Raw genomic sequence first — 22,640 nt, 5'->3', positions numbered from 1 at the left:
AGCTTCGGACAGATCACAATCTAACCTTAGATAAAAGGGGTTGAATAAATAATGAGCCAAACAAAAAAAGACCAGCCAAAAGGGAATCTGGCTTGGTGGCAGCTGTCACTGATCGGAGTCGGCTGCACGATTGGAACAGGCTTCTTTCTCGGTTCCAGCATCGCAATTGTAAAAAGCGGTTTTTCCGTTCTCCTTTCATTTCTGATCGCAGGGATCGGTACGTATTTTGTCTTTGAACAGCTCGCCAAGCTGTCGGCGAAGCAGCCGGAAAAGGGCTCGTTTTGTGCGTATGCCCGAAAAGCATTCGGCAAATGGGCAGGCTTCAGCAACGGCTGGGTGTACTGGACATCAGAAATGCTGATTACCGGAAGCCAGCTGACAGCCATTTCGCTCTTTACGAAGCATTGGTTTCCTCAAGTGCCGCTATGGGTGTTTGCCTCAATCTACGCAGTACTGGGGCTCCTTATTATTTTCACCGGCCTGTCCGTCTTTGAAAAAACAGAAAACGTGCTGGCAGTCATTAAAACAGCTGCTATTTTTATGTTTATTGTCATTGCCATCCTGGCTTTATGCGGTATCCTGTCCGGCGGAAATCATGGCATACATGTTCCAAATAAGACGAGTGAGTTTTTCCCATACGGCGCCATGGGGCTGTGGACAGGTTTAATCTACGCGTTTTACGCTTTTGGCGGAATTGAGGTCATGGGGCTGATGGCGGTTCACTTAAAAAAACCTGAGGAAGCGTCTAAATCAGGGAAACTGATGCTGGCGACGCTGGCGATTATTTATATCATTTCAATCGGGCTTGCTCTGCTTTTGGTTCCGTTACACACGTTTACTGAACAGGACAGTCCGTTCATTACGTCATTAAAAGGATATAACCTTGAGATCATCCTTGATATATTTAACGGGATTTTCATCATCGCAGGGTTCTCGACCCTTGTCGCTTCGCTATTTGCGGTTACGACATTGCTTTGTACAATGGCTGATGACGGCGACGCGCCGAAATGCTTTACTCTAAAGGAAGGCAAAAAAATATGCTGGCCGGCACTTGGGCTGACGTTTGCGGGGCTTGTCCTCTCCATTATTCTGTCGTTAGTGCTGCCTAAAAACATTTATGAGCATATGACAACAGCTGCGGGGCTTATGCTTTTATACACTTGGCTGTTTATCCTGTTCTCCAGCAAAAAGCTGACTGATCCCGAGGGCATGGGAAAAACGCAAATTTATTTAGCGATGGTTCTGATTGCTGCAGCTGTGTCCGGTACATTGTTTGAAAAATCAAGCCGGCCCGGTTTTTTCGTCAGCATAGGTTTTCTCGTGATTATCGCCATCGTTACCATGATCTATCAAAAAAAGCAGGGTCATAAAGATCGCCCTGCCAGTCCTTGATTTATTTCATTTTGTTGAACATGTTCTTTAAATAAGAAAACGGGCACTTCGATACCTGTTTTTCGTCATCACGGAGGAAATACTGCTTCCATTCACGATTATCTTTTCCTCCGTACCAGCCTAATTGCGGGTGAATCGGAGCCTGATCATAGGCCTCTAAACGAGATCGGATCAGCCTGCTCATGTTACGGCCAAATGCAGTAGATCCATTTAGGTCATCAAACACCCACCTTGGCTGAAACGTGATCATAAAAAAAGGAAAGCTCCGGCTTCTTCTTGCCTCGTGCCCCGGTGTAGCGCACAGAATGAAATACGGCTCGCCGTCAAAACAAAACTCCCATTTATAATGCTCAGGATCGGCCGGAATGTCTTCCGGCCATTCTTTTTCGTCTTGATGACTCAGTCTATTTAAAAAGCGCCAAAACAGCTCTTCATACGCTTCAATCGAATAATGCTCCGCCAAATCTTCCGGTGTATCAAACAACACAACGAGGGATGCGTATTTTCCCGTGTCCCGCGATATCTTGCCGTACTCCGCAAGCAACGGAGCCAGTTCCTCCGCTGTGCGGTTTTCCCGCGGATCTCCGGCAAAAGCAATCCGAAGCTGATCAGTCAGAAACGCCTGGCGTCCGGGAATGCACGGAAATGTATCCGCGTCGTCCCCCAGAGTTTCTGCCAGCAGCTCAAAAGCGATTCTTTGCCATTCAGGAAGCTCTTCCTGAATACGTTCCAGAAAACTTTTGGTGTAAATCCCATTCACCATTGATCCACCTCCAGTATCATCTGGATACTATATTAAAACTGGAAGCGGCAGGTGACTGTCCTTCATGAATCAGCCCAATAACTGTTTGATGCCCTGATAACCAAAGTAAAAGCCAAACACAAGGAGGGATACACCGGCGATTCCAGTCAATCCTCTCAATAGCTTTTCATGAAGCAGGTTTCTGAACGTACTGGCTGTGATAGCCATGCAGAAATCCCAGATTAAAATGCCGATCATGATGCCGGAGCTATAGATTAGAAGCTGATTCATATTGTAGGCCTCTGCTGTTTTCGCAAGAATGCTTCCGTAAATTCCAAGCCAAAAAAGGATGCTCAATGGGTTTGACAATGAAATGAGGAAACCCGATGCGAATGTTTTCCTGTATGACGGTTTCCCCCGCGAGCTTCGCACATCCATCGGTTCTCTGACGTTTTTCAGCGTTTCAATTCCGGTATAGGTCAGGACAAAAAAGCCGAACAGCCACAAAAACGTTTTTACAAATGGAGCGGTCAAGAACTGTGACAGCCCGAAATAGATAAAAAGCATGTACAGCCCATCCGCTGTCATGGCGCCTAAACCGAAAATCCATGCATGCCAAAAACCGTTTTTAATTCCTTTGTCTATTTGCGCCGCATTCACTGGCCCCACAGGCGCAGACAAGGACAGTCCCAGCACAATATAGCTCAAAAAAATGTTCACCGGCCCGTACTCCCTTCTTATGTATCTTGTACAATTTATTCGGGAAAGGGCCAAGCTATGCACAAATTCACTTACTGTTTCAGACGTTCAAGCTCTTCCTCCATAATATCGGCGGCTTTGCCTACAAAACTGAAAATGAGTTCCAGCTCCTCTTCCGTATATTCGCGGCACAAATCCATCGTTGACTCAGACAGAGGACGGAACAAATCCTTTATATGTTTTTTCGAAGCAGTCAAAGGGACGATTACGACTCTCCTGCGATCGTTCGGGTCCTTTTCACGAGCCACATACCCCGCTTTTTCCAGCCGGTCAACAAGCGCCGTGACGGAACCCGTGCTGAGGCCGGTTTTTTTTCCCAGCTCTCCGGCCGTCATCGGCCCTGCTTCATTTAAAATGTCAGCTGATTTCAAATCGGTAGGAAACAGACCGAGAGCTTGAGCGGCTGCCTGATGGAACAGAACCGTTCTTGTGCCCAGTTTTCGAAAAAGCTGAACAGCAGTCTTTTCCAACTCACTTCTGGAATTTCTTGTTGACAACTGACAGTCCTCCCTATAAAATCGAGTTTATCTTGATAATCGAGATATTCAACGATCAAACTATTATCATGATATCAGAACTTACATAGAAAAGTAAGAGGAGGTAGAACAAATGGACACAACAACAGCAAAACAGGCTTCCACCAAATTTGTGGTCCTCGGTCTCCTGCTGGGCATCTTGATGTCTGCAATGGACAATACGATTGTTGCCACCGCGATGGGCAATATCGTAGCCGATCTTGGAAGCTTCGATAAATTTGCCTGGGTGACGGCATCCTATATGGTGGCGGTTATGGCTGGCATGCCGATTTACGGCAAGCTTTCCGATATGTACGGCCGAAAACGTTTTTTCCTGTTTGGACTTATTTTTTTCTTAATCGGTTCGGCTTTATGCGGGATTGCCCAGACGATGAATCAGCTGATCATCTTCCGGGCCATTCAAGGGATCGGAGGCGGCGCGCTCCTGCCGATTGCCTTTACCATTATCTTTGATTTGTTTCCGCCGGAAAAACGCGGAAAAATGTCCGGCATGTTCGGTGCTGTATTTGGATTATCAAGTGTTCTTGGTCCGCTCTTAGGCGCGATCATTACAGATTCGATCAGCTGGCACTGGGTGTTTTACATCAATGTGCCGATCGGCGCATTGTCATTGTTTTTCATTATTCGCTACTACAAAGAATCTCTGGAGCACAGAAAGCAGAAAATAGACTGGGGCGGCGCGATTACCTTAGTCGTATCCATTGTATGCCTGATGTTCGCCCTTGAGCTTGGCGGCAAAACATACGATTGGAACTCCATTCAGATCATTGGGCTGTTTATTGTATTCGCCGTTTTCTTCATTGCCTTTTTTATTGTGGAGAGAAAAGCAGAAGAGCCGATTATTTCTTTCTGGATGTTTAAGAACCGCTTGTTTGCCACAGCGCAGATTCTCGCTTTTCTGTATGGCGGAACATTTATTATTTTAGCGGTATTTATTCCGATTTTCGTTCAGGCGGTCTACGGCAGCTCGGCGACAAGCGCGGGCTTCATTCTGACGCCGATGATGATTGGATCAGTCATCGGAAGCATGATCGGCGGAATCTTCCAAACGAAGGCAAGCTTCCGCAATTTGATGCTGATATCTGTTATAGCTTTCTTTATCGGCATGCTGCTTCTTTCCAATATGACGCCTGACACAGCACGGGTATGGCTGACAGTCTTTATGATGATTTCAGGCTTTGGTGTAGGCTTTAACTTCTCCCTGCTGCCGGCGGCATCGATGAATGATCTTGAACCCCGCTTTCGGGGAACGGCAAACTCTACAAATTCATTTTTGCGATCATTTGGCATGACCTTAGGCGTCACCATTTTCGGAACGGTGCAAACAAACGTATTCACGAACAAGCTGAGTGACGCCTTCAGCGGTATGAAAGGCTCAGCGGGATCAGGTGCTGCGCAAAATATTGGCGACCCGCAGGAGATATTCCAAGCGGGAACACGTTCCCAGATTCCTGATGCGATCCTGAATCGCATTATTGACGCGATGTCATCAAGTATTACGTATGTCTTTTTGCTCGCTTTGATTCCAATTGTCCTCGCGGCGGTTACCATTTTATTTATGGGGAAAGCCAGAGTGAAAACAACAGCCGAAATGACAAAGAAAGCAAATTAACATAAAAAAGCAGTACATGCTGGGCATGTACTGCTTTTTTCTATTACAATCCAAATCTTGCAAGAATAAACGTCCATATACAAATGATCAATAACAGAATCAGGCTGTACGCCACTGTCCTTTTAAACAGTTTAGATTCCTTGCCTGTTTGGCCTACCGCTGCGGCAGCGATGGCGATAGATTGAGGAGAAACAAGTTTCGCCATGACACCGCCCGCCGTATTTGCGGCTAACAGCAAGTCTGAACCCGCACCGATCTGCGCTCCGGTGACAACCTGCAAATGGCCGAACAAAGCGTTATTGCTGACAACCGAACCGGTGATGAACACGCCAATCCAGCCGAGAACAGGACTGACAAACGGGAACAGGTCTCCTGTTTTCGCCAATGCTAACCCAATTGAAGAGCTGAGCCCTGCGAAGTTGGCCAGATTGGCAAACCCCATCACGAAGCAGATCGTCATAATCGGCACCCACAGCTCTTTTCCTGTCTCCTTCAGGGAAGCAAAGGCATCCCGGGAGGAGAACTTTTTGCTGAACAGCCCTGTCACGATGACCGCCGCTAAAATCGCTGTACCAGTCGCTGACAGCAGATCAACTTTAAAGACTGCATCTAACGGCATGGCAGATGGCGCAATCGGCGGCATTTTCATAATTTGCTGATGCAGAAAAGGCATTTTGAACAGGAGCGTTGATTGATATAACAGCCCGCCTTCTTGGAAAAGTGCTTTGAAGGCAGGAAGGCTCCAGATGGTGATCGCCGCAGTTAAAATGTAGAAAGGAGACCACGCTTTCGCAATGTCAGCGGCACGGTATGCCTTTTTCTCACCAGCATCGCCGGCCCCTTCCTCGCGGTAAATCTCTTTCGGCTGCCATTTGCGGAGGAAGAGGGCAAGCCCGCCCATGCTGAATAAGGCCGCCAAAATGTTTGCTAATTCCGGCCCGAGCACCGCCATTGTCAGTGTCTGAACCGCTGTATACCCACCGCTCACAACCAGAAGAGCGGGCCATGTCTGTTTGATTCCTTTCATTCGGTCTAATAAGAATACAAGCAGGAATGGTATTAAAAATGAGATCATCGGCAGTGTCCACATTAATGTCCGTGACAGCTCAAGAGCAGACAAATCACCAATCTGCGCCCCTGTGATGACAGGAATCCCGATCGCCCCAAAGGCTCCGGAGGCGGCGTTTGCAATCAAGCAGAGCGCCGCCGCTTTTAACGGTTTAAAACCAAGTTCGACGAGCAGCGCCGCACTAATCGCAATCGGAACACCAAAACCGGCCGCGCCTTCTAAAAACGCGTTAAAACAAAAACCAATTAATAATAGCTGTAATCGTTGGTCAGGCGAAATGCCGGCAATGCTGGACCGAATAATGGTAAATTTCCCGGTTTTCACTGCGATTTTATACAGCCACACCGCCATCAGGACGATGTAGCCAATAGGCCACAGCCCGCTCCCGATTCCTAACAAAACAGAAGAAATCGCTTTTTCAACCGGCATATGAAATGCCAAAACGGAGACGAAGAAACTGACGGCTAGGGTAAGAAATGCCGCAAGAATGCCTTTCATTTTCAAAACAGTTAAAGCCAAAAGAAAAAAGAGAATCGGAGTGAGCGCCACAAGTGCGCTCACATACTCGTTTCCAAACGGATCATACAACTGCTCCCACATTGACAATCAGCCCTTTACTCTAAAGTTGCGGTTAGTTGACTTTTTGTTCTGCAAAATGAGGTTTTAAAATGTTTTTAAGGACGCCGGCGCTGTGAAGGAACTGTTCTTTTTCTTTCTCATTTAAGTTCAGCTCAGTGATACCTGCGATCCCTCCGCGGTTCACGACAGCCGGCACACCGATGTACACGTCATCTGCACCGTATTGCCCGTCCAAATATGTGCTGACAGTTAATATGCTGTTTTCATTATGAAGAATGGCTTTTGTAATGCGAGCAAGACTCATCGCAACCCCATAATAAGTCGCGCCTTTTTTCTCAATGATATGGTAAGCTGCGTTTTTCACATCATCTACAATTTGGTCCAGCTCCTCTTGTTTGTACGCATCGTTTTTCTCAACGAGTTCACTGACCGGCACACCGCCGACATTCGCGTGGCTCCAAACAGGAAGCTCTGTGTCGCCGTGCTCTCCGATAATATGCGCGTGCACGTTTTGAGGCGCTGCGCCAAAGTATTCGCTCAGCATGAAACGGAATCTCGCAGAATCAAGTGTTGTGCCGCTTCCAATCACCCGCTCTTTTGGCAGGCCGCTGAACTTCCATGTTGCGTAAGTCAGGATATCAACCGGATTTGTCGCGACTAAGAAAATGCCGTCAAATCCGCTCGCCATGACTTCACTAACGATGCCTTTGAAAATCTTCAAGTTCTTTTCTACTAATTCAAGGCGTGTCTCACCAGGTTTTTGGTTTGCTCCTGCGCAAATGCAGACAATATCAGCATCCTTGCAGTCTTCATATGTTCCGTAAGATGTTTTGACCGGTTGTGGCGCAAACGCCTTTCCGTGGTTTAAATCCATCACATCGCCCATTGCTTTTTCTTTATTTACATCAATGACCACAAGCTCATCTGTGATCCCTTGGTTAATTAACGCAAATGCATAACTGCTTCCAACAAAACCCGCTCCGATTAAAGCTACTTTATTTACATGTTTGTTCATCATTAATCATCCTTCCAGGGTATGTTTCTCTTTGATGTCTTTTTGTTTGTGAAGTATTTCACATTTATATTGTGCAACACTTCACAAACTTTTGCAAGGGAAAAGTTTTGTCTGATTTATGAACAAAAAAGAAACCATCATAGATGGTTTCTTTCGGTAAGTCCAGTCTAGCCTTGCCCTCAATGGGGAAGAGAACCGCTTAAGCCCGAGTCATTATATAAACCATTTTGCACGTAATCAAAGCCAGGCTGATTCTGGCCGGGCACTTGGGCGCTGCCATTATTAAAAATCACTTTGGCGTTGGTTGTATCCGTGTCCGCAGGCAGCGTCAGCGTGTAAATTCCGTCTGCATTTTTAGTCATTGGTTTTCCAGGCCAAGATCCGGTCAATTCAATTGCCTGGCCCCCATCATGTTTATAGATATAAGCATTTACCTGGCTCCAATGATTCGGATTTTGATAGCCGATGGTTTTGGCCGAAGCTGGATCTCTTTTAATAAAACTGTATTCCTCGGTCCTCGTTACACCATCACTGTTCGTTCCTTTTAACATGATGGTGTATGTTTTGCCAAATGGATCTCCTTTTCCGATTGTGAATTGATCTCCATCCTTAAACGCCGTCTCTGGTCCATTATTGATTTGATAAACGGCTTTTGTTGTATTCGCATCTGCACGCAGTGTAATCGTCAGTTGATCATTGAAAGAATGTGTTACACCTGTTTTGTAATTCTCAAGGAAAACATGAGGCGCTTTTGCAATATCATCAGGATAAAGCACAGCCACAGACCTGGCATTGATCGTGCCTGTCAGTTTACCATCATTCACTTGAAATGAACCTGCCCCAGCTTTATTGTCATACCTGCCATCAGGCAATTTTGTTGGCGTATTGATAGAAACAGAGGATGAACCTGCATTTGCCAGCACAACGCCATGTGAGCCGCGCTGATTCATAAATATCTGGTTGTTTCCATTCGGGTTCGAGAGCTCCTCAGGCTGTCCAGCCATCACATTGTGAAATCTATTAACCGCAGTGATAGCCTGATCTTCAAATAAAGCACTCCCGCGATCGCCTATTTGGCTTTTCCCCGGGAATCTCACACCATTTCCGCCTCCCTCAGGTCTGGAAAAGAAAAGAGGCGTACTGCCTGAACGAGAAGCTATCACCGCCCAGCCTAAACGGATATCATCATCGCTCATCCATGTCGACTCTTCATCATCATTGGCATACGTATCATGCGACTCTACCCATGTCACCAGCTTGTCCGCAGGCACATCAGATGCATAGTGGGAGATATTCGACACGCCCAGATTACGATTCTTTAAAGCGGACCTTATGGAATGCCCATAGTTAGACGCTGTCACATTCATATAATTCGCATATGAAGCATCTCTGGAGGCACTATCCTGCAGGATTTCTCCGTATTGGAACTCTGCAGATGTATTTGTGATATTCGGCCAAAATTGACTGCCGTAACTGCCATCATCCGGAAGCTCTATATGTTTGGCGGCATCAAATCGAAATCCATCTGCCCCGTCATTCAATGCTCTTTCTAAGAACCGTTTCAAATAGGACTGTACTTGTGTATTTTGTGTATTCCAGTCATACAGCCCGAGCAATGAATTCTGCGTGACATCCCATCGATCCGACCAGTTTTTAATTTGTGTGTTTCCATGTGTCCAGTTTGGAATACTCTTAATCTCATTGGAAATCGCGGCATAGTCACTGGTGGTATGATTGATGACAGCGTCAACAATGACCTTTATGCCATATTCTTCAGCGGCTGCACACATTTCTTTAAATTCTTGTTCAGTTCCTAAGTAACGGTTGCCAATTTGGTACGATGTCGGCTGATAGAGCCAGTACCAGTTCGACATGCTTTTATTTCCTTGGTTCCCTTCCTTGACTTGGTTAATCGGAGACGTCTGAATCGCTGTATATCCTGCATCATGAATATCCTTCATATTGTGTTTTAACGTATTGAACGACCAATTCCAAGCATGAAGAATGGTTCCGCTTTTGATCGACGGTGCTGTCAGCTCATTCGATTTGTTCGCCGTTTCAGCACTCGCAGCCGCCGGTCCTGCCAGAACTAAATGAAACAGCAATAAAAATCCAGCGAATAACGGCAGTAAAGAGGTTTTGAATCGTTTTGCAAACATTCTTGACACTCCTTATTTGATTTTTTGAAGACTTACTTCGGAGTCAAAAATCCCTCTTACTTCATTCTTCCGCTTCCTCCTTTCAAACTGATGTGAAGACTGGATAATTTTGTTAACGCTTACATTTTAAATTATCACAATCACTCTATCAAAACAACTTGGCAGAGTGAATACAAATCAATGTTCCTATAAAAAAGCTGCCCGAAACTGTGAACGCTTCCCTCGCTTTCCAAACAAAAAAAGAAACCATCTATTTTTCAAGATGATTTCTTTTTTACTTCTTCTTTTACAGCTCTTCTGTAAGCCAGCTTCACAATCACATACCGAAGCAGAAACAGAACGCCGCCGCAGACGATAAAAAGAAGAATCATTTTCAGCCAAGCGAAGAATGTATGGGGAATCCCCCTGTCGTACATCGTAAGCACCACTACCGCAAAGGCGACCGCAATTGATTCTATTCGCTGCTGCTTCACCCGTTTTTGCAGTTCTTCTTTGGTGTCTATTCTCGGCATGAGCATTCCGGATGCCGCAGCCCTGATGCAGTAATATAAGATAATGATGAACAAAAACACAAGGCTTGCAGCCCATTCTTTAAACGGAAATTCAAACATAATGCCACGGATGATCACATCAAGCAGCGCAAATGCTCCCGCTATCATCCCAATCTCCGACCAGATTTTTTGTTCTTTTTCTTTTACTCTCTTATTTTTCCCATTCACGCCTGAAAGTCTATTACGCAGATTATTCATGACCTTCCTCCCGCACTTTTACGAATGGCTTATGGCTTACATGTTACAATAACAGCCTGCGCTTCTGCAATGAATAACTCAAAAGCCCGCCGTACAAGCCGGCGGGCAGCAATCGTTAAAACGGCCCCCAATTGATCATGACGCCGATCACGATAAAGACAAGCCCGATCAAGAACCAAATCAGAGCAAGCGGCACCATAAACCGCAGCCACTTGACATACGGAATACCGCTGGCGGCAAGCACCGCCATGAGAACGCCGGATGTCGGGTTCACACAGTTGACGACCCCTTCTCCAAGCATAACCGCCTCAACCGCAACCTGTCTCGTGATTCCCATCAAATCAGCGAGCGGCGCCAGGATTGGAATAAATACAACGGCTTCGCCAGAACCTGAAGAGATGAGAAAATGAAGCAGCGCACTGGCGATATACATGCCGATTGCCCCGGCAATCGGGCTGAATCCGTCCAAAATTGAAGCCAAAGCATTGACGACAGTATCGAGAAGCTTTCCATTTTCAAGGATAACGGAAATGCTTCGTGCCATCCCGACAATCAGCGCCCCGTATACAAGACTTTGGCAGCCCGTAATGAAGGTTTTGGCAATATCGTTCGCCGCAAGTCCGCCTATTAAACCGGCAAGGACAGAAATAAAAATAAATGTCGCAGCCATTTGGGAATCTGACCAGCCAAGCTTCAAAGCGCCGTATAAAAATCCGACAAGTGAGAGTCCCGCCACAGCCAAAATCAGCTTATGGCGAACGGTAAACGGCACTGACTGATCTTCTTCTTTACCGGCTTCACCCATTCCTGCCGCAGGGAACCAATCTGTTCCTAACACACTGGCATCTTTTGATTTTTTTAATTTTCTCGTATACAAATAGATATAAATAATAGAAGACAGCAAAAAGCATATGTATATCACAACTCGCAGGCCGATTCCTGAGAAAAGAGGGAGCTCCGCGATTGATTGTGATAAACCGAGCGGTGACGGTGATAATATGGTGGAGTTAAATCCAGCGTAGCAGCCGATGTATATAACAGCGGCTCCCGCGACTGCGTCCCATTTTAAGGATCGTGCCACAATGAGGCCGATGGGGATAAAACCGATAACTGAATTCACGACAATCCCGGTTGTTCCGAGAATGGAGAACAATGCGCCGACAATACAAATAAATAATAATTGCTTTGTGCGGAACTTGCTGATGACATTGTAAATCAGTCCGTTGATGGCTCCCGTTTTTTCTAAAATGGCAATGGTGCCGCCTGTGAATAAAATCAGAAAGATGATTGGCGCTGATCCAACCATTCCATCCTGTAGAGAAGTAAAAAAGCTGATCAAGCTGACCGGAGACTGTTCAATTGAATGATAGCTTCCCGGCACCGCAGTCGTAATATCTCCCTTTGTTACGCGGTCAAATTCTCCCGCCGGCACAACATATGAAGCAACGGCGCAAATGAAAGCAATGATAAATAAGAGGACATAGGCGTCAGGCATTTTAAATGTCGTTCGTTTTTTCTTAGGCTGTGTTTCGGCTGCTGGCATACTCATGTTCGATCCATCCCCTCTGTTTGAATATATTCATTATTCTGAAAAGTTGCAATATGTGCTATATTATATACAGCCTATCTTCCTGTTTCAATATAAATAAAGTAAAGAAGGTAAAAATTCATTCTGATAGAAGGAGGAATTTCTAACCATGCAAAAGCTTTCAAAAGACATGAAACAAACCATTATGGACATCTTCGAACATCTGCACGCGAACCCTGAAGTCAGCTGGAAGGAATATGAGACAACTTCATTTTTGAAACAAAAGCTTGAGGATTTAGGGTGCCGGACGCGCACGTTTTCAGACTGCACCGGGGTTGTCGGTGAAATCGGCTCAGGCTCACCTGTTGTAGCGGTACGCGCTGATATTGACGCGCTGTGGCAGGAGGTTAACGGCACATTTCGCGCCAACCATTCCTGCGGACACGATTCACATATGACAATGGCATTGGGCACGTTAATGCTGCTCAAAAAACAACCTGAGCTTCCGAAGGGCACAATCCGTTTTATCTTTCAGCCGGCAGAAGAAAAAGGCGGCGGCGCCTTGAAAATGATAGAAGAAGGCGTGCTTGATGATATCGACTATTTGTATGGCGTTCACGTCCGTCCGATTCAGGAAACACAGAACGGCCGCTGCGCTCCGTCTATTCTGCACGGATCAAGCCAGCACATTGAGGGAACGATCATCGGGGAAGAGGCTCATGGCGCCCGTCCGCACCTCGGGAAAAACAGCATTGAAATTGCGGCATTTCTTGTACATAAGCTCGGACTCATTCATATTGACCCGCAAATCCCGCATACCGTCAAAATGACAAAACTTCAAGCCGGCGGTGAAAGCTCTAACATCATTCCAGGAAAAGCATCGTTCAGCCTTGATTTGCGCGCACAGACCAATGAAGCCATGGAGGCGTTAATCGCCGAAACAGAAAGAGCCTGTGAAGCGGCCGCCGCCGCATTCAGCGCCAAAATCGAGCTGCAAAAAGAACACAGCCTTCCTGCGGCAACACAAAACAAAGAAGCTGAAGCGATCATGGCAGAAGCCATTACAGATATCATCGGGGCTGAGCGGCTTGATGACCCGCTTGTCACCACCGGCGGAGAGGATTTCCATTTTTACGCCGTGAAGGTGCCGAATCTGAAAACAACGATGCTCGGACTAGGCTGCGGGCTCCAGCCGGGGCTCCATCATCCGCACATGACCTTTGACAGAAACGCGATGTTTACCGGCATTCATATTTTAGCGAACGCCGTGCTCAAAACATTTCAGAAGGCGGAATCACTTGCTGCCGCTAACGCTTCTTAACGCAAAAAAAGCAGCCTGTAGCCAGGCTGCTTTTTTCATTACTTCTTCAAATCTTCAATTGAGTTGACATTTTTCATATATTGAGGAACAACAAGCCCCATCTTCACACCAGTCATACTGGTGCCAATATCATCATATTTGCCTTTATATTTAGCGGCGTATGCTTTATGGGTATTCGGCAGCCATGCGGAAAGGGATGCATCCGCACTTCCCGTCGCAATTGCAGTCCACATCGGCCCAGCCTCTACCTGAGTAAGTGTTACCTCATAGCCCAAGTCTTCTAAGACTTTGCCTATGACGTTTGTACTTGCAATCTCACTGTCCCACGCCACATAGGCAAGGTTGATTTTGTCTCCCTTCACCTTTTGAACGCCTTTTGTCCATTCGGCAATCTGATCCTTGTGTTTATTGACGTACTCAGCAGCAACTTTGGCAGGTTTCTCGCCTTCTTCCACCTTGATCATGATTTCGCCCATTTCGTCCTGCGTCCATTTAAACTGGCTCAGAAGCTTTGCGGCATTCGGCTGCTCTTTGCTGAAGCCTTTGCGTGTGATCGTATGGATTTCCTCTGCGCTGCCATAAGATTGTTTCGGATCATCGAGATATTTCAGCTTATATCTGGAGAACATCCAGTGCGGTGTCCATCCTGTAATGATAATCGGTTTCTTACGGTCGTATGACTTTTTAAGCGTAGCGGTCATCGCAGCACTTGACGCTGAAATCAATGTCCAGTCATTCAGGTCATAATCCTTCATCGCTTTGTCAGTCAGGGACATAATCCCTGAACCGGGGTCAATCCCGATGATGGTCTTATTCACTTGTTCTGCTGCGGATGCATTTTCATCGTTTTCTGAACCGCAAGCCGCAAGTGAGAGCGCCAGCATGGCGGAAACGCCGATGCCGATGATTTTTTTAAGCATCAGGCATTCCCCCTGCTTTTCTTCTTCACTTTAATATTTTGAGTAATACGGTCCAGGGTAATGGCAACGATAACGATGGCGATACCGGCCTCTACTCCGACCCCGGTTTTCAGCTGTGTAACGGCACTGTATACTTCAGAACCAAGTCCCGGTGCACCGACCATTGCGGCGATAACAACCATTGATAACGCAAGCATGATGCTCTGGTTAATTCCGGCCAAAATCGTTTTTGTCGCAAGCGGAAGCTGAACTTTAAACAAACGCTGAGCTGTTGTAGAACCGAATGCCTCAGTCGCTTCAATCAAATCCGCCGGCACTTGTTTAATACCGAGAACAGTCATGCGGATTGTCGGCGGCATCGCGAAGATAACAGATGCAACAACACCCGGCACAACACCGATGTTAAAGAAGAAAATCGCCGGCAATAGATATACGAAAGCAGGCATTGTCTGCATTAAATCAAGAATTGGCGTTACAATACGGCGAACCGTTTCTTTCTGAGACGCCCAAATTCCGATCGGAACCCCGACCACAATCGAAATAATCACAGATGTCAACACAAGCGCCAATGTTTGCAGCATTGGGTCCCAATATCCTAAATAATCGATCAGGAGGAATCCAATCAACGTAAATAACGCAATTCCCCTTGTACTGATCCACCACGCAAGTGCGGCGAAAATAATCGTTAACAAAATAGATGGAATAAATCCAAGACCGGTGACAATTCCATTTACAAAAGCGGCCAATCCGTTAGCGATTCCGTCGAAGAATCCGCCAAACGTCATCGTAATCCAGTCAACAAAACGGTCAATAATATCTGCTAAAGGTATTCTAGGCAGTCTATCCATCTTATTTCACCTCCTGTGCAGAAGGATCTTGTGTTTGTTCGTTAGTGCCTTCAGCATTGATATACTCGTTATTGCCGGCAAGTGCGCCAATCAGCGCGCCTCTTACGACAATTCCTTTCATTCTTTGCTTCTCATCCACAACCGCAATTGGAATATTCGCATCGGACACAACGTCAAAAATCTCAGTCAGATACGTATTCTCTGGTACAGTCGTAAATTCTGTATTCAAGATGTCTTGAAGTGACAAATCAGACTCAGCCGCTTTTTTCGCATCAGACGCATAGATAACACCTAATAATTTCTTTTGTTTATCCACTGCATAAATTGAAGAAATTCCAAGGTTTTTCATCAGTGTCAATGCTACGCGAGGCCCTTTATCAATCCGCACTGTTTCAGCGCGTTTCATAATGTGGCCTGCTGTGAGGACTTTAGACAAATCAACATCTTCGACGAATTTCTCAACATATTCGTTAGATGGATTCATCAGGATTTCTTCAGGCGTGCCGATTTGAACGATGTTACCGTCCTTCATTAGGACAATTCTGTCGCCGATCCGCAACGCTTCGTCCAAGTCATGCGTAATAAAGATAATTGTTTTTCCGACATTATCGTGAAGATCAAGAAGCTCATCCTGCATATCTTTACGAATCAGTGGATCGAGCGCACTGAACGCTTCGTCCATCAGAAGGATGTCCGGATCATTTGTCAACGCGCGGGCAAGGCCGACACGCTGCTGCATCCCGCCGGAAAGCTGGTCTGGATATTGGTGTTCAAATCCTTCCAGTCCAACGAGCTTAAGAGACTCAAGCGCTTTTTGCTGCCGCTCTTGTTTGTCTACACCTTGAAGCTCCAGTCCGTATTCTGTGTTTTCAAGTATCGTTCTGTGCGGGAACAGAGCGAACTTTTGGAAGACCATGCTGATTTTCTTCCGGCGGACTTCCCGGAGCTGGTCTTTAGACATATTTGTTATCATGTCACCATCAATGTAAATATTTCCGGCAGTCGGTTCAATAAGCCGGTTTAACATCCGTACTAAAGTTGATTTACCGCTCCCTGATAGACCCATGATGACAAATATCTCACCATCATATACTTCAAAATCTGCCTGATTAACACCAACGGTTGATCCGGTTGCTTTCAGGATCTCTTTTTTTGTCTTTCCGTTGGCAAGCATTTGAACTGCCTTCTTTGTTTGTTTCCCAAAAATCTTAGAGACTTTCTCGACTTTTATCTTAATTGGTTTCTCATCTACACTCATATTTTCCCTCCATATTAAGCAATCTTTATTACCGTAACATTTATGTAACTTCCCACACAAACAGCATATTCTCTTTTATTCTGTACCATTTCTTTATAAACATCCATGTGACCACATGATCTTATTTATGCTTCTAAATGCTCTGTAATCCTCCTATATGATTGTATTTTACGGGTGATTTTTCTCCTATCTTTAGTTGAAAACGCTTTTATTGGAATTGAATTCCTCCTTCCTCTTATGACTTCCTGCTCCTTTACTGGAAAAATAAGTTGCTTTTCCAACACCCATTATGTATTATAGTTTCATGACTATGAAACAATCAGATGATCAAATCAGAGCGCAAATTTTTAAAGCACTGTCTGATGAATCAAGGCTTGCCATTATTCGTACGCTTTATGTCAGCGGAAAAGAACTCAGCTGCGGTGAAGTAGGTGAAAAGTGCAATATTGTCAAAACCACGGCATCTTATCATTTTAAAACGCTGCGTGAAGCGGGATTGACGGCAACCCGGAAAGATTCGCGGACAAAATACGTCAGTCTGCGTGAAGACACATTTCAAACATACCTGCCTGGCTTTTTGGAAACCCTCTAACAAAGGGTTTTCTCTATACATATCTGTTTCATAGTTTCAAAGTTATAAAACAATAGGAGTGATAAAATTTGAATCGCATTTGGCTTTTCTTCAGTGTCATGTTTGTCATTGGCACGGATACCTTTTTGCTTTCGCCGCTTCTCCCCCTTTTACAGAATCAGTTTCATGTCTCTACTGATTTGTCAGGCTGGATGGTCAGTGCTTATGCACTCGGTTATGCGCTCTTCGCTTTCATTGCAGGCCCAATCTCAGACCGGCTGAACAGGAAAACAGTCATGCTGTGGGGACTTGCAGGCTTTATCGTATCCACGTTTTTATGCGGCATCGCTCCCTCTTTTGCCGCCATGTGCCTGTTCCGTTTTGCCGCAGGCGTTAGCGCTGCGTTTGTGACGCCTCAAATTTGGGCGTCCATCCCAGTCATTGTCCGGCCTTCTCTGATCATAAAAGGCATGGGGATTGCGACAGCAGGTTTGGCCGCTTCACAAATGCTCGGACTTCCTATTGGAGGGTTTCTCGCTTCCTTTACATGGCATACGCCATTTTTCGTTTTGTCAGCTTGCTCGCTTATTCTACTATTGATCCTGGCGGCGGTCATGCCTGATATCCGGCCTTCTGAACCATTGGCGCGACCATCAATTATCAACCCCTATCGGGAGCTTTTTTCATTGCCGAAAACATCGGTCATTCTGCTTGCCTATTTTCTGTTTCAAACCGGAAACTTCGCTTCGTTCAGCTTTCTGGGTGCTTGGCTTTCCGCGGATTATCATTTAACCGTGTCACAAATTGGCGCAGCTATGCTTGTACTCGGACTGGGAAATATGCTCGGGAGCCTTATCGGCAGCCGGGTTTCAGAAAAGCTGGGCATGTTTAAAACACTGATCAGCGGGATGCTGCTAATGGGCGCTCTCTATTTCGCTCTTCCGTTCTTTCCAAACTTGTTTTTAGTAGAAGCCAGCTTTTTTCTCACGTTTTTTACAGCTGGCATCATCTTTCCGTTAATGATGGGTGTCTTTCAATCCATTGCAGTAAATGCGCGAGGAACCATCGCTTCCCTTTCCAATGCCGCTATGTATGCCGGAACCACTGTCGGTACAAGTATTGCAGGTTTTTTATATCAAAGCACACAGCATTTCGGAGCTGTCACAGGATTTACTGCCATTCTGTTCATACTTTCTATGACGCTCTACCAGACAATTAGTAAAACCGGGAAACGCCAATCCGCAGCCCGGGCGCAAATGTAAAAAAAAGCACCTCATTCAAGAGGTGCCTCAGATTGAAAACCCTTGAAGTCTAGGAAGGACGAGCATAGGAGCGGACATTCACAGGATGTGATGACGACGGCGTTTAGGCAGGACGCCTGAGAATTTAGCCGTTGATCCACTTCGCATTGAGCACCGAAGCGCAGTCCTGACAACGAATGCGAGGGTTTGTCGACACGCTGAAAGCACCTCTTTTAAGAGGTGCTTTTCCTATTCTAGCTCAGTTTGTTTCGTTTCTTTTCCCATAATCAAAATACAAGCAACCGCGAGTAAGATTGCAATGCAAAAGATTGAAAAGATGACCGAAAACGAAATATGACGGGCTGCCAGCGTTCCGACGAGCAAAGGCCCGAAGATGCCGCCGATTCTTCCAAACGCTGCTGTCGTTCCTGAACCTGTTGCTCGAATCGCAGTCGGGTATTGCTCCGGGGTATAAGCATACAGCACTCCCCATGCACCGAGATTGAAAAACGATAACAGCATTCCAGCCGTAAGCAGAAGACTTAAGGAATCCGCCGTTCCGAAGAAATAGGCGCTTCCTGCTGTACCAATCAAGTAAATGACGAGTATCCACTTCCGGCCCGCTTTTTCAATCAGCCATGCGGCAGAGAAATAGCCCGGTAGCTGAGCAAGCGTCATCAGCAGGACATATTCAAAGCTTTGAATCATGCTGAAGCCTTTCAGCAGCATGACACTCGGGAGCCATAGGAACATGCCGTAATAAGAAAACACCACACAGAACCAAACGATCGACAGCATCACCGTCGGCCGTATATACTGTCTTGCCCAGACGCTTTTTACATTCTCCCACACCGACCTCTTTTTGGCAGAAAGCGATTCATATTTCGGCGAATCAGGCAGACTCGTCCGCAGGTACAGCGCATAAAAAGCAGTCAGCGCAGTTAACAGAAGGGCAGCCTGCCAGCCAAAGCTTGGTATCACAAAGTAAGAAATCAAGGCCGCTGCGAGCCAGCCAACGGCCCAAAAGCTTTCCAAAAGCACAATCACTCTGCCCCGCTTTTCAGGCACAACCGCTTCCGAAACGAGTGTTGAAGCGACTGGAAGCTCGCCGCCAAGTCCCATACCAATCACGAAACGAAGGATTAGAAATGCCGATAAGCTCGTCACAAAAGCGGAAATGCCGCTTCCGATGGAAAAGCATAAAAGGGTGATGATGAACACTTTTTTGCGGCCGATTCGATCAGCAAGCAAACCAAACAAAAACGCACCCGCAGCCATGCCGATGGAATTGACGCTTCCGATCCATTTCATTTCTTCGGGCGACAGATTCCACTCTACATGGAGCGCGGCGATAATAAACGATAATATTCCGACATCCATTGCATCAAACAGCCACCCCAAACCGGCGACGCCCAGCAGTTTACGCTGGGATATAGGCTGTTGTTTTCCCATTGCCAACACCTCTGATATGCAAAATGATTACCGTTTAAGTTTACACCTGTCTTTACACATTGTCATTAACTAAATGATGTAATTGAAAAACCCCGCTTATGTTCCACAAGCGGGGTTTTTATTATTGCTGCAATGCTGCTTTTTTAATATTATCCTGAAGCTGTGCAATTCGTCTCGCGCCGTCTTCGCGGAGGCGTTTGTTTTCTTCCTCGATTTGTTTTGTTTCCTGCATGCCGCTGACAATCGTGTTCCAAGACGATTCGATCGTTTCAATATCTATGCTCGGTCTGCCGGCCATTCTGGCAATTTCAACACTTTGGCTCGAGATGTTTTCAGCATTTCGTTTCAGCATCTCGTTTGTCCGGCGGTCAAGCTCGCTCATGGAATCAGCCACAAGCTTTTGCCGCTTTACCGTAACAGCCTGAATAATGCCGTTTTTGAAAATCGGAATGGTAATGATAAACGCGGAGTTGATTTTCCCGATCAGCTTTGCATTTCCTCGCTGCAGGAGACGGATTTGAGGTGCGGTTTGAAGCGCCACCATCCGTGCCATGTCCAGATCATACACCCGTTCCTCAAGCGCCTGAATGCCGTTGCGCAACGTATCGAGCTGCATTTGCGCCAGCTGGTTCCCGCTTGCCGCTTTTTCCTCATATGAAGGAAGGATCGACTGCATCTCTTCCAGTTTCATCTGCCCGGCAACGACATATTTTTCAAGCTCCATATAGTATTTGATATTGTTTTCATACATTTCATCGAGCGTGTAGTTCGTCTTCGTCATCTCATCTTTGTATTTTGAAATCTCAACGTGGATTTTTTCAATCTCTCCGCCAAGCGTCTGATACTTTTTAAAGATTTTTTCAATCATGCTGCCGCCGCGTTTGAAAATTTTCGCCATTAATCCCTTTGGCTCATCAAAATCATTTTTGTCGAAGCGGTCCATGATTTTCCCAAGCTGAGTCAGCATTGTGCCGGAGTCTGTCACGCTTGTTGTTTTCATCATCCCCAAGATGCGGTCAGAGAACTTGGATATTTCAACGGCCGGCTCCTTGCCGTACTCAAGCAGCTCCATTTGGTTTTTGACGTCAATTTGTTGAGCAAGCCGCTTCACTTCTGGTTCCTGACGGAGCTGAAGACGGATATCGTCAGCTTTTTGCTGGGAAATCTCTTCATTTTTATCGAGAACAAGCGGATTTTGATTTTCTGTTGTCATGCTTTTCTTCTCTCCTTATTTTTGGGTAATGGTTCTGAAGAGCCTTTTCACAAGCGAAGGCTCTTTGTAGTCCTGCTGAAACACCATGTCATCCAGCCAGTGGATATCATACTGATCCTCTTCAATAAACTGCTCAATATCCTGGTGTCCGGGCGGATTATAAATGATGATATCGATTCCGATTTCATTCAGGAACAGCAGGGCAGCAGCATCCGAACGCGTGAGTCCGCCGCTCATTTCTGTATGATATAAAACGAGTTTCGGAACGGTTTGCGCATAGTCGAACATTTGAATCAATTTCAGCAGATTAGCAGGCAGGTTTGTTGTTTGTTTAAACAAATAGATTTGAACATCCTTGACTTGTTCCTGATGCAAAGCTTTAAGCCGCGGGTGCCTGCACATTCTCGAAATCGTTTTGGCAATGGCAGTCTGAACGCCCGCCGGCAGCTGTTTGTACTGCCACACATTGCTTGCCATCAGCTTGTCCGGATCAATGTCCCCTTCTTGATCAAGTGCGTGGCTGTAGTGAAATTGATAGTTCGACTTTATTTCTTCTGTAAATGGAAAGCTTCTGACCATTTCTGTTTCCTGATAATCCGCTAGAGTATGAAGCCTGTTCCAATATTCCTTATTGTCTTTCGACACGCCCATAATTTTGGCGAATACATTCGGAATCTCAATGGAATGTTTATCAGCTTTGAAATTCGGCCGAATAAAGGCGCGTTCTTTCGTGATTAAAAACAATTCATCATAGGTCGTTTTCAGCGTAACGGACACCGGTGTGTGATCTCTGAACTGCCACGGCTTATACAGCATGGATTCCTCGTGATTCAGCACATGTTCAATTTCCTTTGTTGAGCGGTAAGCCACTGTTGATTTCCGGTCTGGTTTTTCTTTCGGAAACGGCTGAAGCTCCGAAACATCCGGGAGCTTTTCCGTAAAACCGAGCTCCTGCTTCGGGTCGACAAGCGCCAGCTGATCCGTTCCCGCCGGATGGAACAGTAGTACATCACAGCCGACTAGCATCAGATAATATAAGAAATAGAGCTGGCTTTTCGTCGCATCTCCATACCAAACAATCTTCGGCATCTCCCGCTCTATATCGGTTTTTTCCAGCCAAGGATTCAGATGGTTTAAGGAAAACTTCGAGACATCAAGCAGCACTCTGCGAAAATCAGGATGATTCAGCCCCTTTTCATGACTGTCCGCAAAGGTATGTAAAAGCGTCATCAGCGCTTTTCTTAAATGGCGGTGCATTAAAGGATTTGAGTGCTTCGCAATCAGCTTTTCCCCGTCCAGAAAGGCTACAAAGCGGCTGACTGACAGCCCTTTTTCTTTCTGATTGATGGAATGAATATGCTGAAGCTTTTGAAATGTTTCCGGTTCGATTGTTTTATCGAGCGTTTCACTCAAAATCGTTATGCGGTCGTTTACAGACAGCTCATATAGCTCGTTATAGTAGTCCGTCTCATCAATAGGCGTGCCCAATATCTGACCGGCAAGACGAGGAAAAGAAAGGCCTTGTGCAGTTTCATAGTGATCCCGCTCCGGCAATGGCTGAAACAGCAGGCTTTTCCAATCGCCATCAGCCGGAAGTGCTTTATGAATGGTTAGTTCTTCTTGTCTCATCATATCCTCCTTTCCGGTTTGTCATTGAACGATATTTCGGTAACAAA

Annotated in this window: 18 protein-coding genes and 1 pseudogene; 5 read left to right on the top strand and 14 right to left on the bottom strand. The window is 46.0% G+C overall.

Translation table 11 applies throughout. The features are described from left to right. The first annotated feature begins 51 nt into the window (after window positions 1-51). Window positions 52-1,392, top strand: coding sequence for an amino acid permease (locus MHH82_RS38545; protein ID WP_003246486.1), 1,341 nt, complete (start codon window positions 52-54; stop codon window positions 1,390-1,392). Window position 1,393: 1 nt separating this feature from the next. Here MHH82_RS38545 and MHH82_RS38540 read toward each other — a convergent pair whose 3' ends face one another. The 3 genes from MHH82_RS38540 to MHH82_RS38530 all read right to left on the bottom strand — a co-directional run bounded on the left by MHH82_RS38540 (window position 1,394) and on the right by MHH82_RS38530 (window position 3,390). Continuing rightward, entirely contained in the window at window positions 1,394-2,155 is a 762-nt protein-coding gene (locus MHH82_RS38540; protein WP_038828520.1) for a YqcI/YcgG family protein, read from the bottom strand. A gap of 69 nt (window positions 2,156-2,224) precedes the next feature. After that, window positions 2,225-2,854, bottom strand: a complete 630-nt coding sequence (locus MHH82_RS38535; RefSeq protein ID WP_003246469.1) for a LysE family translocator — start codon at window positions 2,852-2,854, stop codon at window positions 2,225-2,227. Between the two features lie 71 nt (window positions 2,855-2,925). After that, window positions 2,926-3,390 (bottom strand): MarR family transcriptional regulator, encoded by a 465-nt coding sequence (locus MHH82_RS38530; RefSeq protein WP_003246360.1) that lies wholly within the window; start codon window positions 3,388-3,390, stop codon window positions 2,926-2,928. A gap of 112 nt (window positions 3,391-3,502) precedes the next feature. Here MHH82_RS38530 and bmr3 point away from each other — a divergent pair, with 112 nt between their 5' ends. Next, window positions 3,503-5,041 carry a multidrug efflux MFS transporter Bmr3 gene (gene bmr3, locus MHH82_RS38525; RefSeq protein ID WP_003234681.1) on the top strand — a complete coding sequence of 513 codons (1,539 nt, stop codon included), beginning with the start codon at window positions 3,503-3,505 and terminating at the stop codon, window positions 5,039-5,041. Between the two features lie 43 nt (window positions 5,042-5,084). Here bmr3 and MHH82_RS38520 read toward each other — a convergent pair whose 3' ends face one another. The 5 genes and pseudogenes from MHH82_RS38520 to MHH82_RS38500 form a co-directional block, all read right to left on the bottom strand. Then, complete coding sequence (locus MHH82_RS38520; protein ID WP_072175239.1) at window positions 5,085-6,710, bottom strand: L-lactate permease; 1,626 nt, start codon at window positions 6,708-6,710, stop codon at window positions 5,085-5,087. A 31-nt stretch (window positions 6,711-6,741) separates the two neighbouring features. Continuing rightward, on the bottom strand, window positions 6,742-7,707 hold the full coding sequence (locus MHH82_RS38515; protein ID WP_003234685.1) for an L-lactate dehydrogenase: 966 nt from the start codon (window positions 7,705-7,707) through the stop codon (window positions 6,742-6,744). Between the two features lie 176 nt (window positions 7,708-7,883). Next, window positions 7,884-9,863 (bottom strand): alpha-amylase, encoded by a 1,980-nt coding sequence (amyE, locus tag MHH82_RS38510; RefSeq protein ID WP_072175240.1) that lies wholly within the window; start codon window positions 9,861-9,863, stop codon window positions 7,884-7,886. A 148-nt stretch (window positions 9,864-10,011) separates the two neighbouring features. Further along, window positions 10,012-10,612: pseudogene (locus MHH82_RS38505) on the bottom strand (DUF6773 family protein). 115 nt (window positions 10,613-10,727) lie between these two features. Beyond that, window positions 10,728-12,161, bottom strand: a complete 1,434-nt coding sequence (locus MHH82_RS38500) for a YfcC family protein (RefSeq protein WP_064672031.1) — start codon at window positions 12,159-12,161, stop codon at window positions 10,728-10,730. 148 nt (window positions 12,162-12,309) lie between these two features. Here MHH82_RS38500 and MHH82_RS38495 point away from each other — a divergent pair, with 148 nt between their 5' ends. Further along, window positions 12,310-13,461, top strand: a complete 1,152-nt coding sequence (locus MHH82_RS38495; protein WP_064672032.1) for a M20 peptidase aminoacylase family protein — start codon at window positions 12,310-12,312, stop codon at window positions 13,459-13,461. Window positions 13,462-13,499: 38 nt separating this feature from the next. On the opposite strand, the gene opuAC is transcribed toward MHH82_RS38495, so the two are convergent. Genes opuAC through opuAA form a run of 3 tightly spaced genes read right to left on the bottom strand, consistent with a single transcriptional unit; the run spans window position 13,500 to window position 16,487 of the window. After that, a complete protein-coding gene (gene opuAC / locus MHH82_RS38490) occupies window positions 13,500-14,381 on the bottom strand; it encodes a glycine/proline betaine ABC transporter substrate-binding protein OpuAC (protein ID WP_003246462.1) in 882 nt (293 codons plus the stop codon). Beyond that, a complete protein-coding gene (gene opuAB / locus MHH82_RS38485; RefSeq protein WP_003234703.1) occupies window positions 14,381-15,229 on the bottom strand; it encodes a glycine/proline betaine ABC transporter permease subunit OpuAB in 849 nt (282 codons plus the stop codon). The genes opuAC and opuAB overlap by 1 nt, the downstream gene beginning before the upstream one ends. A gap of 1 nt (window position 15,230) precedes the next feature. Continuing rightward, window positions 15,231-16,487, bottom strand: coding sequence for a glycine/proline betaine ABC transporter ATP-binding protein OpuAA (gene opuAA / locus MHH82_RS38480; protein ID WP_003246301.1), 1,257 nt, complete (start codon window positions 16,485-16,487; stop codon window positions 15,231-15,233). Between the two features lie 289 nt (window positions 16,488-16,776). Between opuAA and MHH82_RS38475 the strand changes: the two genes are divergently transcribed. Together MHH82_RS38475 and MHH82_RS38470 are read left to right on the top strand one after the other, a co-directional pair. Further along, the gene (locus tag MHH82_RS38475) at window positions 16,777-17,079 is read left to right on the top strand and encodes an ArsR/SmtB family transcription factor (RefSeq protein ID WP_010886398.1); all 303 of its coding nucleotides are present in this window, start codon (window positions 16,777-16,779) and stop codon (window positions 17,077-17,079) included. 68 nt (window positions 17,080-17,147) lie between these two features. After that, the gene (locus MHH82_RS38470) at window positions 17,148-18,320 is read left to right on the top strand and encodes an MFS transporter (protein WP_072175241.1); all 1,173 of its coding nucleotides are present in this window, start codon (window positions 17,148-17,150) and stop codon (window positions 18,318-18,320) included. Between the two features lie 228 nt (window positions 18,321-18,548). On the opposite strand, the gene niaP is transcribed toward MHH82_RS38470, so the two are convergent. The 3 genes from niaP to MHH82_RS38455 all read right to left on the bottom strand — a co-directional run bounded on the left by niaP (window position 18,549) and on the right by MHH82_RS38455 (window position 22,593). Then, window positions 18,549-19,751 (bottom strand): niacin permease NiaP, encoded by a 1,203-nt coding sequence (gene niaP, locus MHH82_RS38465; RefSeq protein ID WP_015252880.1) that lies wholly within the window; start codon window positions 19,749-19,751, stop codon window positions 18,549-18,551. Between the two features lie 121 nt (window positions 19,752-19,872). Beyond that, window positions 19,873-20,964 (bottom strand): toxic anion resistance protein, encoded by a 1,092-nt coding sequence (locus MHH82_RS38460; protein ID WP_003234715.1) that lies wholly within the window; start codon window positions 20,962-20,964, stop codon window positions 19,873-19,875. 15 nt (window positions 20,965-20,979) lie between these two features. Then, a complete protein-coding gene (locus MHH82_RS38455) occupies window positions 20,980-22,593 on the bottom strand; it encodes a YceG family protein (protein WP_072175242.1) in 1,614 nt (537 codons plus the stop codon). Window positions 22,594-22,640 lie beyond the last annotated feature (47 nt).

Source organism: Bacillus sp. FSL K6-6540, assembly GCF_038007545.1.
This window is presented reverse-complemented; position numbering and strand designations above follow the sequence as displayed.